This is a genomic window from Paenibacillus bouchesdurhonensis (assembly GCF_900155685.1).
Lineage (GTDB): Bacteria > Bacillota > Bacilli > Paenibacillales > Paenibacillaceae > Fontibacillus > Fontibacillus bouchesdurhonensis.
The window spans coordinates 1,631,005-1,645,037 of the sequence record NZ_LT732548.1 but is presented as its reverse complement, the minus strand read 5'-3'; the positions used below and the strand labels follow the sequence as shown (position 1 = coordinate 1,645,037).

13 protein-coding genes and 1 pseudogene are annotated in these 14,033 nt (G+C 47.4%); 3 read left to right on the top strand and 11 right to left on the bottom strand.

Annotation, left to right across the window (positions count from 1 at the left end; translation table 11 throughout):
* Nucleotides 1–129: 129 nt before the first annotated feature.
* The 4 genes from CZ379_RS11930 to CZ379_RS11915 form a co-directional block, all read right to left on the bottom strand.
* Nucleotides 130–1,197 carry an AI-2E family transporter gene (locus tag CZ379_RS11930; RefSeq protein WP_110931817.1) on the bottom strand — a complete coding sequence of 356 codons (1,068 nt, stop codon included), beginning with the start codon at nucleotides 1,195–1,197 and terminating at the stop codon, nucleotides 130–132.
* A gap of 151 nt (nucleotides 1,198–1,348) precedes the next feature.
* Nucleotides 1,349–1,558, bottom strand: a complete 210-nt coding sequence (locus CZ379_RS11925; RefSeq protein WP_110934342.1) for a hypothetical protein — start codon at nucleotides 1,556–1,558, stop codon at nucleotides 1,349–1,351.
* Nucleotides 1,559–1,572: 14 nt separating this feature from the next.
* Nucleotides 1,573–2,094, bottom strand: a complete 522-nt coding sequence (locus CZ379_RS11920; RefSeq protein ID WP_110931816.1) for a PRC-barrel domain-containing protein — start codon at nucleotides 2,092–2,094, stop codon at nucleotides 1,573–1,575.
* A 93-nt stretch (nucleotides 2,095–2,187) separates the two neighbouring features.
* Complete coding sequence (locus CZ379_RS11915) at nucleotides 2,188–3,345, bottom strand: cysteine desulfurase family protein (protein ID WP_110931815.1); 1,158 nt, start codon at nucleotides 3,343–3,345, stop codon at nucleotides 2,188–2,190.
* Between the two features lie 195 nt (nucleotides 3,346–3,540).
* On the opposite strand from CZ379_RS11915, the gene CZ379_RS11910 reads away from it, so the two are divergent.
* Nucleotides 3,541–3,795, top strand: a complete 255-nt coding sequence (locus tag CZ379_RS11910; RefSeq protein WP_234404897.1) for a hypothetical protein — start codon at nucleotides 3,541–3,543, stop codon at nucleotides 3,793–3,795.
* A 121-nt stretch (nucleotides 3,796–3,916) separates the two neighbouring features.
* On the opposite strand, the gene CZ379_RS26950 is transcribed toward CZ379_RS11910, so the two are convergent.
* From CZ379_RS26950 to cymR, 3 genes are all read right to left on the bottom strand, one after another.
* Nucleotides 3,917–4,762 (bottom strand): BclA C-terminal domain-containing protein, encoded by an 846-nt coding sequence (locus CZ379_RS26950; protein ID WP_110931814.1) that lies wholly within the window; start codon nucleotides 4,760–4,762, stop codon nucleotides 3,917–3,919.
* Nucleotides 4,763–4,940: 178 nt separating this feature from the next.
* Entirely contained in the window at nucleotides 4,941–6,434 is a 1,494-nt protein-coding gene (locus tag CZ379_RS11900; protein ID WP_110931813.1) for a hypothetical protein, read from the bottom strand.
* A gap of 244 nt (nucleotides 6,435–6,678) precedes the next feature.
* Entirely contained in the window at nucleotides 6,679–7,098 is a 420-nt protein-coding gene (cymR, locus tag CZ379_RS11895; protein WP_110931812.1) for a cysteine metabolism transcriptional regulator CymR, read from the bottom strand.
* Nucleotides 7,099–7,381: 283 nt separating this feature from the next.
* Between cymR and mnmA the strand changes: the two genes are divergently transcribed.
* On the top strand, nucleotides 7,382–8,518 hold the full coding sequence (gene mnmA / locus CZ379_RS11890) for a tRNA 2-thiouridine(34) synthase MnmA (RefSeq protein WP_110931811.1): 1,137 nt from the start codon (nucleotides 7,382–7,384) through the stop codon (nucleotides 8,516–8,518).
* Nucleotides 8,519–8,584: 66 nt separating this feature from the next.
* Here the strand turns inward: mnmA and CZ379_RS26645 are convergent.
* A pseudogene (locus CZ379_RS26645) lies at nucleotides 8,585–8,722 on the bottom strand (GAF domain-containing protein); the annotation flags it as partial.
* Nucleotides 8,723–8,761: 39 nt separating this feature from the next.
* Entirely contained in the window at nucleotides 8,762–10,078 is a 1,317-nt protein-coding gene (locus CZ379_RS11880; RefSeq protein ID WP_110931810.1) for a replication-associated recombination protein A, read from the bottom strand.
* Between the two features lie 423 nt (nucleotides 10,079–10,501).
* Here CZ379_RS11880 and CZ379_RS11875 point away from each other — a divergent pair, with 423 nt between their 5' ends.
* Nucleotides 10,502–10,804, top strand: a complete 303-nt coding sequence (locus tag CZ379_RS11875; protein WP_199925584.1) for a CD3324 family protein — start codon at nucleotides 10,502–10,504, stop codon at nucleotides 10,802–10,804.
* Between the two features lie 148 nt (nucleotides 10,805–10,952).
* On the opposite strand, the gene CZ379_RS11870 is transcribed toward CZ379_RS11875, so the two are convergent.
* Entirely contained in the window at nucleotides 10,953–13,106 is a 2,154-nt protein-coding gene (locus tag CZ379_RS11870) for a HelD family protein (protein WP_110931808.1), read from the bottom strand.
* Between the two features lie 160 nt (nucleotides 13,107–13,266).
* Nucleotides 13,267–14,019: a tRNA threonylcarbamoyladenosine dehydratase gene (locus tag CZ379_RS11865; protein WP_110931807.1), complete on the bottom strand. Its 753-nt coding sequence runs from the start codon at nucleotides 14,017–14,019 to the stop codon at nucleotides 13,267–13,269.
* Nucleotides 14,020–14,033 lie beyond the last annotated feature (14 nt).

The window sequence follows — 14,033 nt, the reverse complement described above, 5'->3', positions numbered from 1 at the left end:
CGCGAAGGAACACCTTCTCTGGAACAGTGAACATGGACGTACTTCATTTCGTCAACGATTTACATCTATACACATCGTAAATAAATCAATAATAAGTATATAAGGCGAATTTCCCGCTGTCAATGCGGTTTAGACCGTTTTACGACGAACGTAATACGTGTAGAAATGCTGAATGATCACTTTGCCCACCGCAAAAAAAGGCACCGCGAGAATCAAACCCGCCACTCCAGCCAATTCCCCGCCGACGAGCAAAGCGAAAATAATGAGCATCGGGTGCAAATGCAGTGATCTTCCGACGACTTGAGGAGAGATAATATTGCTCTCGATAAATTGGCATATCGTGTTGACCAACACGACCATCAGCACCAGCCGCCACGAAATCGTGGTCGCCATGACTAGGGCAGGCGCAGCCCCCAGAAAAGGGCCAAGATAAGGGATAATGTTGCATACCGCAACGACTCCAGCAAACAATAGCGCAAAAGGCATGCCAATAATCATATAGCCGAAATAGGCGAGCACCCCGATAATGACGCAAACGAGGAGCTGTCCCCGCACATAATTGCCCAGTGCATCGTCGATATCCTTCAACAAAGCAACGATAGACTTGCGGCGTGTACGAGGTAAATAATGTAATATCATACGCTCAAATGCCTCAAAATCCTTAAGTATATAGAAGATGAGAAAAGGAACGATAAACGCATTGAAGACGACCCCGATCGTCGTTCCGATATTGTCCAGGAAATTAGAAATCCCGTCAGCCAGCCGATGCTCAAATTGGAAGAACCAATTGTTCATCCCCATCCGGATGCTGCCGGGAAGCAAACTGCTGTCCCAACGATTGATCATCTGCTGGGTATGTAAAGTCAGCTCAGGCAAATGCTCCCCAAGCTCCTCTAACTGCTCGATGAACATCGGTATCACATTGATTAGAATTACGGAAAGGCTGGTAAGAAACACCGCATAAATTAAGAGCACAGCCATCGTCCTCGGCACTTTGCGGCCGCCCAGCATCCGTACTACGGGATTGAGGATATAAGAGATGATCATCGCGATGACAAAAGGGGCAAGCACAGCTTTAAGAAAACCGTAAACTAAGGCGATCATCGGACGGAGCAGCCAAATGAAATAGAGAATGACGAGTCCTAGCAACAGCCACATTCCATTGCGGAACATTTTATTTTTGTAAATCGGTTCCACTCGCGATCCCTCCTTGGCGGTGGACTGGCTATAGGTCAGTATATGCCTGCTGCGCTAAAAATAATCGCGTGATATAAAACAAACCCTTCTCCGCAAAGGAGAAGGGCTCACCGGCCAATATAGATATCATTCTATATGTAGGCCTGCTATCTTAAGTTGAAGCTTGTATTTGCGAGAAATCCTGCGACATGTCTTCTCCGAAGAATAAATCATCCAGAGAGCTGAGCGTCCCATCTTCCTCGACTTGATATACGGACATTTTCTCGCCGTTTACGGTTAATTCAATAAAGCATCCCCAGCAATAAAATTGATGGGAACCGATTTTCCCGATATCCTTGGAGCTGCAATTTGGACATTTCATCATTCAATTATCACCTATCCATTGATAGAATTCATGGTCTTATCCAGCCGTTGCTCACTGTTCGGGGGGACCATGATCGCATTTTCCCCTTTCGTCATTCCCGGTATAAAGGGCAACATTTTGCGCCCCTCCATCAGATCAGAAATGAATCCATCACTAATTTCGATACCAGTAATTGTATTTCCCAAATCCTGCTCAAAATAAACATCTGCAACGTATCCTATCATCGTCCCGTCCTCTGTAAGAACGGGAAGTTCCTTCAATTTGCCGTTACCCGAAATGAAGGTAAGCTGTATATTCTCGGCTTCCCACCTGCGGACAGCCTGTTGATTGCGAATCATGACGGCATCCTCGCCGTAAGCGACGATATCTTCCCAGAGCACCACTTTACAACTAGAGGAAAACATAACCTTGCCCTCCAGTGTAATCCCTGAGATAGTCCAATCTTCATTCAACATCACATCGAGGACTTTTCCGACCTGCTTACCGCCTTCTACATCAAAGACAGACAAGCCAATCATATCTTGGAGTCTCATAACGTTCAGGTCCCTCCTCGCTGGGCTTATTGCGGCTCATTGTGAAAAAGCGAACACATCCTCCTTTCCTTATAGTCTACAAGCGAAAGCCCATTATATTTTTTTACGAAGACGGGTTAGGATGGTTCCAACTTTTTCGGCGGTATACTTGATTTCTTCACTAGTATTACCCAAACCAAAGCTAAATCGAATCGCGGAACGCAAAAGATTTTGTGGAAGATTCATGGCTTCGAGCACATGGGATGGCTCAAGCGATCCCGAGGTGCAGGCAGAGCCGCTGGCTACGGCTATTCCCTCCATATCGAGATTCATCAACATCGTCTCCGTCTGCATTTCCGGGAAGCTGATATTTACAATATGCGGCAAGTAAAATTCTTCATTTCCATTAACATGAAATTGATCGCGGCCAACCGTTCGCGCAAGACTGGCTAACAAGGTGGAGCGCATCTCCAAATCATGCTCCCGCCTTTGGGACAAACCAGCTGCTGCAAGCTCTGCGGCTTTGGAAAACCCGATAATTCCAGCCATATTTTCCGTACCTGCCCGTCTCTTCTTCTCCTGCAGCCCGCCATAGATGATTGGCTCGATCATTAATTGTTTACGAATATACAGCGCCCCTACGCCTTGTGGTCCATTAATTTTATGTGAGGAAAAGCTAATGAGATCAATCGGGAGTTCATTGCAATGAATTGGAACTGCCCCAAAAGCCTGTACAGCATCTACATGAAATGCAGTTTCAGCGTTTCTGCTGCGAATTATTTCTCCAATTTCCACGATCGGCTGCAGCGTGCCGACCTCATTATTGCCATACATAATACTGACCAAAATGGTATCCGGACGGAGCGCCTCGGCGACCTGCTCCGGATGGACACGACCAGTTCGATCCACCGGAAGATATGTTACCTCAAACCCTGCCCTCTCCAATTGCTGACAAGAATGCAGCACCGCATGGTGTTCTATTGCTGTCGTAACAATGTGCTTGCCTTGCGATTTTTTAGCCTGCATCGTACCGAATATCGCCAGATTATCGCTCTCTGTGCCGCCTCCCGTAAATACAAGCTCCTCCGGCTTGCAGCCTAGGGAAGCGGCGAGTCGATCACGCGCCCCGTTCACCATCCGCTTCGCTTCTCGGCCAAAGGAATGGACGCTTGACGCGTTCCCGAACTTTTCAGTCATAATCGTCATCATAGCCTCGGCAACCTCCGGATGCATCGGAGTCGAGGCCGCATGATCCAAATATACTTTTCTCATCAGAATCACCTATCTTTGAAAGGTTGTGAAAACAACCTAAATTCATGCGTTTTACTGTATTATTCCCCGGAAACATTCCCATCATAACGCCGGACTAACCATGTGTCCAGCAAATGTATAACTTATGTTGATTTTCTCTTTATTTTCTAGACCAACATACCGATGATAAGAATATAAATCCCAAGGAGCGTGAGAATGATGCACGAACTAAAAATGGCGGTTACGCTGGAGCAGGAAGTCGTCATAATATTGGAGTCCGGAGATACGATGCGCGGCCTGCCCAAATGGGGAGCTGATCCGAAGAAGGTGCAGCTTCGCACGGTTGAAGGCGCATTTTGGTTGCTGCTGGAAGAAATCGCACATGTTACTCGCATCATTCCCATCGATAAAATAGAAAAGCCTCGCCCGAAACAGCAGGCGAAGCAACATCGTTCTTATCGGATAGAATAATGTGAAAAGACTTGACGGCACACTGCTAAAATGGTCAGATAATATGCCGTATTCACACAGTCTAATTGGAGTTTCCTCCATATAATATATAACCAACATTGATACAACCTTATTTATTCTTTTAGGAAGTTAGCTTTAATATAGTGAGCGTCGCATTCGTCAAGTTATGAAGCTGGGCTGGCGTTGCATTGGCATTCACAAGCTGAATCGTTGTTGGAACGGTAGTTACTGTAATAATGACTTCAGCTGAAGTCGGGCCGCCCCCATTACCTGTAAAAGGTACGGGTGTTACTGGGGTTCCATTGACCGTTAAGTTAAAATCGGCATTCCCTTGATTATGCACCGTAAAGCTAATCAAGTAGGTTCCAGTCTCATTGATCGTAATCGTACCGGACGGTGCAGTGAACGTAAAGGCTCCGCCGACATTTGCAAACGTTCCGTTAAACACTACAGGCGAGTTACCAGGTACCGTATCTGTTCCCGTGCCCGGATCGAATCGAAAAATGCTTAGGAAGTCGCTGATTCCTGCCCCTGGAGGACCCGTTGGGCCGGCGGGACCTGTCGCACCTGCGGGCCCTGCTGGGCCTACCGGGCCGGTCACGCCTGCAGGGCCCGCTGGGCCTACTGACCCTGTTGCGCCAACTGGCCCTGTTGCGCCAACTGGCCCTGGAGGGCCTACAGGGCCAGCTTCGCCTTGCGGCCCTCTCTCTCCCTGTGGCCCTGGAATACCTTGTACTCCAATCCCCCCTGGAGGGCCGGGTATGCCCTGTGGCCCAGGTATCCCTGGAGGGCCCTGAATGCCTGCCGGTCCCGGAGGGCCTTGAGATCCTTGAGGCCCTTGTGCCCCTGGAAGACCTTGCGGGGCATTGATAACAATTTTTCGTTTCACTTTAACGATTCTTTTTGGGAAACATTTTTTAAATTTCTTCACTGGATGAACACACTTTTTCTTAATATGCCTTTGCATACAATCACCTCCATAGTTGATCACCAACAGTTTATTGTGCGAATCAACCAAAAGATTGGACGACTGCCATGGATCATAGAAAATGGTTATCGCCTATAGCTCAAAACAAGATCATCCCTACAAAAAAAGGGTCGAGAATAATTCTCGGCCCTTTTTGAATGGACTTGTAAAATCAAACTTAGTACTCAGATAGTTCAAATTCAGCAAAACTGTTATAAGCAGATCCGTGATCTAGAGCTCTTCCAGTCACTTTCAACTTTAAAGCAGAAGCAATTTCTTTTAGAGGAAAAAACACTTGGTTATCCCACATAATCATTTTTGATGAATCTAATTGGTACGAGTTTCCGTTTCGTGAAACTGTAATTTCCTTTTTATTATAAGACACCTTACCTTCCAGTGCAGTCATTAGATCCTTCACAGGTGTGTAAACAATGCCATCCATGACTCTAAAAGAACCCTGTCCTGTATATTTAACGTATTCCCCATTATACATAATTGGAAAAGGATCTTGGTTCGTTAATAGTCTGGAAGTATCAAATGTCAACAAGTAACTATTACTGTAATGATATCCAAGTATGGAGCTTGCCATTTGTATTTCAACGTCGCTGTATGCATTCAGGTTTCGCAATGGACTATAGTGGAATAATCTGAAATGATTGTCTTCGTTATCCGTCCATATTGCTCTCAAGTCGGAATTGCTAAATACTCTAACGTTTGAAACATCGAACGTGTTGATTAATTTTCCAGTGCTAACTTCATATACCCGATATTCCGCTGTATAATCACCTGTTGTAACAAAGGAAATCATCAATTTATGATTTGGGCTGAATTGATCTAAAAAGCTTCCGCCTTTACCACTATTACTATATAAGGTTTTTCTAGTACCGTCGGGATAAATCAACTCCGTTACTACCTTTCGATCCGGCGTGATACTTCTCTTATAAATAACATTTCCAACATACTTTTTATACACATAACCAGGCATATACAATTTCTGATTTTTAGTACCCGTTAATGTGACAACCTTACCATTAGGCTTTATAGCCACTGGATTTCCGCCTGTATAGCGGTACATATACTGACCATTATAATCTTGTAATCTAGGCTCTCCATCATAAACCAAATCGCCCACTTCGGGTTCAGGTAAGTACAGCGGGACATTGTTTAATTCCGGATTCCTGTCATCATACAGTTTAGGTTGGGATTGGACTGTAGAATATAATCGATGCGAGGTTAAAGAGTAGATCTCGTATTCTTTTTCAGATTTCTTCACAACATACATTTTGCTATCCGGATAAACTGCATCTATAGTTCCTTCAGAGAGCCCCAGCTCTCTCAAAACATTTATTTTTTGTTTCTTGAAGTCATAAGTTAACAAGGTCTTCCTATCCAAAGTCGATCCATGGACAAGGAGATTTTGTTTTGATTTGCTTTGATAGGAAATAAAGAAATTATCCTCGGGAAACGGAATTTCATCTGTTTTAACAGCCCCCGTAGTAAAATCTACTCGTCGAACTTTCATTACAGAAGGATTATTGTTCTCTGCCGGTATAAAGTTATAGAAAATTTTATATTTCCCACTTGTTAAGTCGATTTCCTCCGCAGATGCTTCATTTGGATTAATCATAAAAATACTAATTATTAAGGTAAACACACTCAATACTTTCTTCATGATTCCTCCTAAGTAACTAAAATAAAATATGTATGTTTGTATAAATAACAAGCAACTTGAAGCATATATATTTTGAGCTAGTTATGATAGCGCGATTGGAGTTAGTATAGAAAGTAAGCCCACCAACCGAATAGGTTAATGGGCATTTTGTCGGCCTTTAACAGCTGACTGCGGGTAAAGTGCGGGCAACTCTTTATAAGAACAGCCCTACATCCCTTTAAAAGGGGAGATTTCGTGTTCCCTGTTAAATATAGAACATGTAATTCTGATCCGCGCCCTGCTCTTCAAAGTTGATCAAATTTTCGAGCGTCGTCGAATCCAGCACCTCGGCAATGCCGTCGCGAATGCGCAGCCATAGATCCCGCTTGGCCGGGTCATCCTCTTCTGTGAAGTCTACCGGTGAAATCGGCCCCTCCAATACGCGGATAATATCCCCTGCCGTAATCTCTTCCGCAGCACGCGCTAATATATAACCCCCATAAGCACCGCGTACGCTCTTCACAAGCCCTGCGTTGCGCAGTGGGGCAATTAATTGCTCTAAATAGTGCTCAGACAGCTGATTTTTCTCAGCGATGCTCTTCAAGGAGGTAGGGCCCTCACCGAACTTTGCAGCGAGCTCCATCATGATCGTTAAGCCATAGCGTCCTTTTGTGGAAATCTTCAAAGAAGCCACCTCTTTCAATTTTCAAGTAATATTTATATAATTGAACTTTGATCAATAAAGGCATGACAGGGATCTTTGTCCGTATGGAAGGGCATGTCATCGTAAAACGCCCTATTCCTATCATTAACCTATGTTTATCGTAACACATCCCATGTCTTTTGGAAATTAAAACAGCCCCGGCCTCGGTAAATTGTTTACATGGCCTTAACAAGGGAGCGACTTCGCTCAAGCCAGCTGCTTATGATAAAATATCGACAGGGAAACCGCCAAAGGAGTGATAAAGATGTCTGGATCAAACAGCGAAACAAGAATTGTCGTCGGCATGTCCGGAGGCGTCGATTCCTCGGTAACGGCGCTGTTGCTCAAGCAACAAGGATATGATGTCATCGGCATTTTCATGAAAAACTGGGATGATACCGATGAGTTCGGCCACTGTACGGCAGAGGATGACGCCGAAGATGTAAGGCGCGTCTGCGAACAAATCGATATCCCGTACTATACTGTTAATTTCGAGAAGGAGTACTATGATAAAGTATTTGCCTATTTTCTCGAAGAATATAAGCGCGGCCGCACTCCGAATCCGGATGTGATGTGCAACCGCGAAATCAAGTTCGGCGAATTCCTGAATAAAGCGATGGATTTAGGCGCCGATTATGTGGCTACTGGCCACTATGCACGTGTTGTGCAAGAAGACGGCATGTACAAGCTGCTGCGCGGCGTGGACAGCAACAAAGATCAAACTTATTTCCTGAATGCATTAAATCAGGAGCAGCTTTCCAAAGCGATGTTCCCGATCGGCCATCTGCCCAAATCCGAGGTACGCCGCATTGCTGAAGAAGCGGGACTTTACACGGCTAAGAAAAAAGACAGCACAGGAGTCTGTTTCATTGGCGAGCGTAACTTCCGTGAATTTCTTAGCCAGTACTTGCCTGCCCAATCCGGCGACATGGTCGATATTACGACGGGTGAGGTCAAAGGTCGCCATGACGGCCTGATGTACTATACGCTGGGACAGCGGCAAGGCCTCGGCATCGGAGGATCAGGCAGCGGTGAGCCTTGGTTCGTAGCCGAGAAAGATTTGGAGCGTAACCTTCTTTACGTCGTGCAGGGCGACAAACATCCTAGTCTGTATTCGACCGGATTAATCGCCTCCGGTGTAAACTGGATTGCAGGGATGGACAAGCTGCCGGACAAACCGTTCAAATGCACAGCTAAATTTCGGTATCGCCAGCAGGATCAGGGGGTTACGCTGACTCCTAGGGAAGACGGCACGATATTTGTTGCCTTCGACCAGCCACAAAAGGCGATTACCCCTGGCCAGGCGGTTGTCTTCTACGATGGAGACGATTGTTTGGGTGGCGGCACAATCGAAGCACCAGAGAAATTGCCTGTGCCCGAATTGGGGACAGCACGCATCTAGTGCTTCATAAGTACAAAAATGAAGCCCTCTTCGACCAACTTGTATAAAGGTGGATGAAGAGGGCTTCTTGATCAGCGGTATTACGATTTCCAACTGGGAGGCGGCATCACAGGCGATATGGCCGGGAAACTGCTCGACATCATCGACCAGCATAGTAGATCGTTTTATTGCAGCAGTACCGCAAACACCCTTTCCCATTGGCAATGTGGTTAGGCTCTCCCTAATTTGGATTATATCCCCACTCTATTCCATGTCCTTCGCACGGCGAATTTGCTGATTATAGCGGATTTTGCTTTCATTCCCCTGCTCCGTCGCCTCGTAGAACTTCCGCTTCGCTAAATTCGGCGGCAAATAATCCTGCTTCACATAGTGCCCTGGATAATCATGCGGATATTTATAGCCGATATGTCCAAGCTTTTCGGCTCCCTTGTAATGGGTATCCCGCAAATGCAAAGGCACCTCTGCCGATCTCACATCCTCGATGGCGGTCATCGCTTTGGAGATCGCTGTGGTCACAGCGTTGGACTTCGGGCTCTCTACCGCAAATAGAATCGCCTGGGCAATGTTCAGCTTCGCCTCCGGCCAGCCGTTGTGCCGATAGGCATCTAATGCGCTGACCGCCTGAACCATCGCCTGGGGATTAGCCAGGCCGATATCCTCGCTGCTCGCGGCAATCAGCCGCCGGATAAACGTCATTGGATCCATTCCCAGCTTCTCAACAGCGTAGAGAAACCAGAACAATGCCGCATCGCTTGAGCCTCGAATGCTCTTATGAAAAGCGGACAGCACGTCGTATTGCGTCGATTCGTCCGCTTTGACAAGCGGGCGCCGGATCGATTCCTCCGCCACTTCCAGGGTAATGTGAACACCGCCATCCCCCCGAGGCGGCGTCGTCATCGCCGCCAGCTCCAGCGCGTTGAGCGCACGGCGAATATCCCCGTTCGCCATCGCCGCGATATGGAGCAGCGCCTCCTCGTCCACCTCTAGATGCATAAAGCCCAGCCCCTTCTCCTTATCCGCCAAAGCCCGCTTCATCGCAATCAGCGAATGCTCTTTCGTCAAGGGCTGAAGCTGGAACAGGGTGGAACGGCTCATCAAAGCCCCGTTCACATAATGGAACGGGTTCTCTGTCGTCGCCCCGATAAAGGTAATCGTGCCCTTCTCTACGGCCGGCAGCAGGGCATCCTGCCTCGAGCTGTTGAATCTGTGCACCTCGTCCAGGAACAGAATTGTTTTGGTTCCATAAAAAGACTTATCATTATGCGCCTTCTCGATGACCTCCCGCACATCTTTGACGGAAGCATCAACGGCATTCAGCCTGACAAACTCCCCTTGCGTATGATTGGAAATAATGTGGGCAAGCGTCGTTTTTCCGCAGCCGGGAGGCCCGTACAACAGAATCGAAGAGACCTGATCCGCTTCGATTGCCCTGCGCAGCAGTTTGCCCGGCCCCACGATGTCTTCCTGTCCGATATATTCATCCAGTGTCGTCGGCCTCATTCGGTCGGCAAGCAGCCTGCCGACAGGGCTCGAGCTTTGCTGGTAAGAGAACAAATCCATGCAGTTCACTTCCTTATGACTCATAATGACTCAATATTCATATGTTAGCTTATCTATGATATTACTCTACGAACCTAATGTCCATTTTACCATATAAGGGTATAAAACATTTATAATCATTCTTTCACTTCCTTCCCCGCGCTGAATATGAGTTAATATAGGTGTCGGGCCGACGAATCACTGGAAAGGGGGCTGATGAATGTGTATTCAGTGAGTGAGGTGGTTTCCGCGTAAGCGGAAACCTCAAGCAAGGGGGGCTTTAAAGCCCCTCTATTTTCGTTGCTGTGAAAATATGTTAAGATATAGCCAGCTATTTATAATTGGCCATAACGATTAAATCAAACTGTTGCGAAAGGGGGATTACGATCATGGTGACTTATTTCGTTCTTGAACTAGATCGAGCACATCGAAACAAGGAGGAACATGACCGTGAGCTACAAAAATGGGAAGGATGTGCTTCCCCCCCGATTGCTGAAGGAATTGCAGCGCCATATTCAAGGTGAGCTTCTCTATATCCCCAAACCGGAGCAAAATCGTGCTTCCTGGGGAGAGTTAAGCGGTTCCCGCACATCGATTGCCAATCGGAATCAGGAAATATTTCGTAAGTATTGTTCAGGCCTATCGGTTAGAGATTTAGCCGAGATGTACTATCTCTCAGACGAGAGCATTCGCAAAATACTGACCAAAATGCGAACCGCCCAGAAGGAAACATTGCCCTCATGCTAACTAATAAATATCCATATAATAAAACGGGAGCTGCCCTATTAGAATTTTTCTAATGAGCAGCTCCTTATGTTGTTCCCTACGAGACTTGGATTGATTAATTTCCTTTATGACTGCCGTGTCCCCAACCCGGTTCATTTTTTTTCTGAATTTACAGGAGAGGACGAGTCATGTTCATGACCATCTCTGTATCATCCGGGAGCACATAATCTGGCAGCTTCTCTCCATGCAACAGCCAGAGCTCGTGCAAAGCCCGAGTACAGCCGACGTAAAGCAGCTTGGCATCCTCGCTAGAGTAATGCTCCCTGTCGACATCCGTAACGATAACAGCGTCGAACTCAAGCCCTTTAGACAAATATACCGGGAGAACCGATACCCCGCCCGCATATTGCTGGCTATTTCCATCGATCAAATTGATGTCGAGCCCTTCCTGAACGAGCCATTTATGAAGCTCAGAGGCATCCTGCAGTGTCCTCGTTAGCAGCGCCATCGTCCGGTAGCTTCCCTTGAGCAAGGCCTTCAGCACCTCTTTAATGGCGGCAATCCGCTCCGTTCCTCCCGCAGATAACAGCTTTACCGGCTCTCCGCTGCGGAATACGGGCACAGCCAGCAGCTCCGTCCCTACTCCCTGAGCCAATATTTCATTGCCAAACGATATAATTTCCATGGTCGAGCGGTAGCTGCGCGTCAGGGCAAAGTAAGCCGTATCCTCCGAGCGGAACAGTTCCTGCATTTCGCACCAATCGCGCACCCCTTTGTAATAATGAATGCCTTGCGACAAATCACCCAAAATCGTGAAGGAATGCCCTTTAACAAACTGGTCAAGTACGGCGACCTGAAAGGGCGAGAAATCCTGAGCTTCGTCGATCACGACATGGTCGAAGATCAGCCTGCCCTCGATTTCGTGAATACACGTGTATAAATACAGCAGTGGTGCGAGATCCTCCTCTTTAACGATAGCCTCTTTCAAATTGCTCCGCGTTTCATTCCAAACGTCCTGGGGAATATCAGGAGACATGTCGGGCAGTCCCAGGCTGCCCTTTTTTTTAGTCTGAAAAAGCTCCTCATAAAGCGATAACGGCGTAAGCTCGGGCCACTTCTTAGCATAGGCTTTCTCGCGCTGCTGCGCTTTCTTCTTCCGTTCCTTGATAGTCGCAGTAGACGAGGACTTTTTCAGCTCCATCTCGATCCAGCGGTGAATTCGAGCAAGAACCCGTTCCTTGCGCTTTGCAACGGGATAATGCTTATACTCTCCTTCAAACCATGCCAGAATTTCCGCATAGGAAAGATTTGCTCCGTCCCAGGGCTCGAAATCCACCTTGGGAACACATAACGATTCCATATTATCAAGGTAGGCGTCGATCAGTGCTTTGAATTGAATCGAGCCCTTGAATCGGGCAGGCAACAGGGTTTCCGGCATGCGCTCTGTCCGGTCTGCATCGAACCAGCGATGGAGGTCGCCTTGACTAGCGGCCAGGGGATGCTTCAGCTCAAGTACGCCCATGGCCCATTCTGCAAATGTGCTTTGCAGAATGTCGCCTACACCAAGCTCCGGAAGCACCTCAGAAATATAATCAATGAACATATGGTTCGGTGCAAAAATAATCATGCGTTCAGCGGCTATCTGCTCCTTATATTGATACAGCAAAAAGGCCAAGCGATGCAGCGCTACCGTCGTCTTTCCGCTGCCCGCTACGCCTTGGATAATGAGCGCCGTATTCCTAGCTGCCCTGATGATTTGATCCTGCTCCGCCTGGATCGTAGACACAATGTCCCGCAGCCGATTATCCTTATTCTCGCCCAGCCGGTAGACAAGGAATTCATCCGAAACTGCTGGTCCCTCGTCCTCCCGGTTGTACGTATCGACGACACGATCCAGAATCTGCTGGCGAATGACAATATTTCTTTTTAAATAGACAAGTCCCTCAATAATGCCCTCCGGCGCTTCATAGGATGCCAAATCTCCACCGGTGAACGAATAGAACAAGCTGGCTGCCGGCGCTCGCCAGTCCATAACGATCGGCTGCTTGCCGGAAGGATCGCCTACGCCTACTTTGCCGATATAGAGCGAGGCAAGCTCGCGTCCCTGTTCCTCAAAATCCAGTCTGCCGAAGTAAGGTTCGCGCAATGACTTCTCCAGCTGCTGGCGCTGGCCTTCCCGGCCAGCCTCCAGTACCTGCTCTGTGAAATCATGTCCTGTGTATACAGGTATCGCCCGCAGAGCTGACAATTGGTGATCGATCTCCTGCAAGGTACGGTCAAGCCGCTCCTTCTCTTCTTGATAGGCACTTTGAAAATTATTCATTTCAGTTACCTCCTAAGGTTAGTCTTCCAATTGTGTCCTGGAGAATACGTCAGATCATCTTCATTCCAGAAGTCAAAAGGAGTTACATTATACCACCAAGAAACACAAAAAGCGACTGCCTTCACTTCAAAAGGCAGGATCGCTTTTTGCAATCGCTAATTTATATTTTAATCCCGTTATTCTCAAGCAATTCCCGGACAGCTACGCTGACCATAATGAGTCCAACCACAGGTGGAACGTATGAGTTGCTGGCCGGCGGCTGCTTCGCTTTACGGATTTTAGCGCCTTCCGGAGCAATTTTCTTGGTTACATCCTCCCGAGGCTTGACCGGTTCTTCGGTGGAGAATACCACCTTAACCCCTTTCTTGATACCGTCTTTACGCAGCTTTGTGCGAATGACACGGGCCATCGGGTCAACCGATGTTTTTGAAATATCCGCCACCTGGAACCGGGTCGGATCCATCTTGTTAGCAGCGCCCATACTGGACAAGAGCGGAATTTTCCGATTCAGGCATTCTTTAATGAGATGGATTTTGTACATAATGGTATCCGAGGCATCCAGCACGTAATCGATATCATACTGGAACAACTGCTCATAGGTTTCTTCCGTATAGAACATGTTGAGTGCAATCGTCTCGCATTCCGGGTTAATTAATTTTACCCGTTCGCACATCAAATCCGCTTTTTTCTGACCAATCGTTGTCGTTAATGCATGGATTTGACGGTTAAGGTTCGTAATATCAACGACGTCTTTATCGATAAGGATAATCCGTCCGACTCCCGTCCGAGCGAGAGCCTCTACAGCAATCGCTCCAACCCCGCCGATCCCTAGTACTGCGACCGTGCTGTTCTTTAATGCTTCCAGACCTTCTGCCCCGATGGCCAGCTCTGTTCGTGAAAACTGATGAAGCATATTTCCCGCACTCC

Excerpts from the sequence above, each read along its gene's own strand:
- CZ379_RS11925 (WP_110934342.1), bottom strand. The coding sequence starts at position 1,558 with ATGAAATGTCCAAATTGCAGCTCCAAGGATATCGGGAAAATCGGTTCC.
- CZ379_RS11920 (WP_110931816.1), bottom strand. The coding sequence starts at position 2,094 with ATGAGACTCCAAGATATGATTGGCTTGTCTGTCTTTGATGTAGAAGGC.
- CZ379_RS11915 (WP_110931815.1), bottom strand. The coding sequence starts at position 3,345 with ATGAGAAAAGTATATTTGGATCATGCGGCCTCGACTCCGATGCATCCG.
- CZ379_RS11910 (WP_234404897.1), top strand. The coding sequence starts at position 3,541 with ATGATGCACGAACTAAAAATGGCGGTTACGCTGGAGCAGGAAGTCGTC.
- CZ379_RS26950 (WP_110931814.1), bottom strand. The coding sequence starts at position 4,762 with ATGCAAAGGCATATTAAGAAAAAGTGTGTTCATCCAGTGAAGAAATTT.
- CZ379_RS11900 (WP_110931813.1), bottom strand. The coding sequence starts at position 6,434 with ATGAAGAAAGTATTGAGTGTGTTTACCTTAATAATTAGTATTTTTATG.
- mnmA (WP_110931811.1), top strand. The coding sequence starts at position 7,382 with ATGTCTGGATCAAACAGCGAAACAAGAATTGTCGTCGGCATGTCCGGA.
- CZ379_RS11880 (WP_110931810.1), bottom strand. The coding sequence starts at position 10,078 with ATGGATTTGTTCTCTTACCAGCAAAGCTCGAGCCCTGTCGGCAGGCTG.
- CZ379_RS11875 (WP_199925584.1), top strand. The coding sequence starts at position 10,502 with ATGACCGTGAGCTACAAAAATGGGAAGGATGTGCTTCCCCCCCGATTG.
- CZ379_RS11870 (WP_110931808.1), bottom strand. The coding sequence starts at position 13,106 with ATGAATAATTTTCAAAGTGCCTATCAAGAAGAGAAGGAGCGGCTTGAC.
- CZ379_RS11865 (WP_110931807.1), bottom strand. The coding sequence starts at position 14,019 with ATGCTTCATCAGTTTTCACGAACAGAGCTGGCCATCGGGGCAGAAGGT.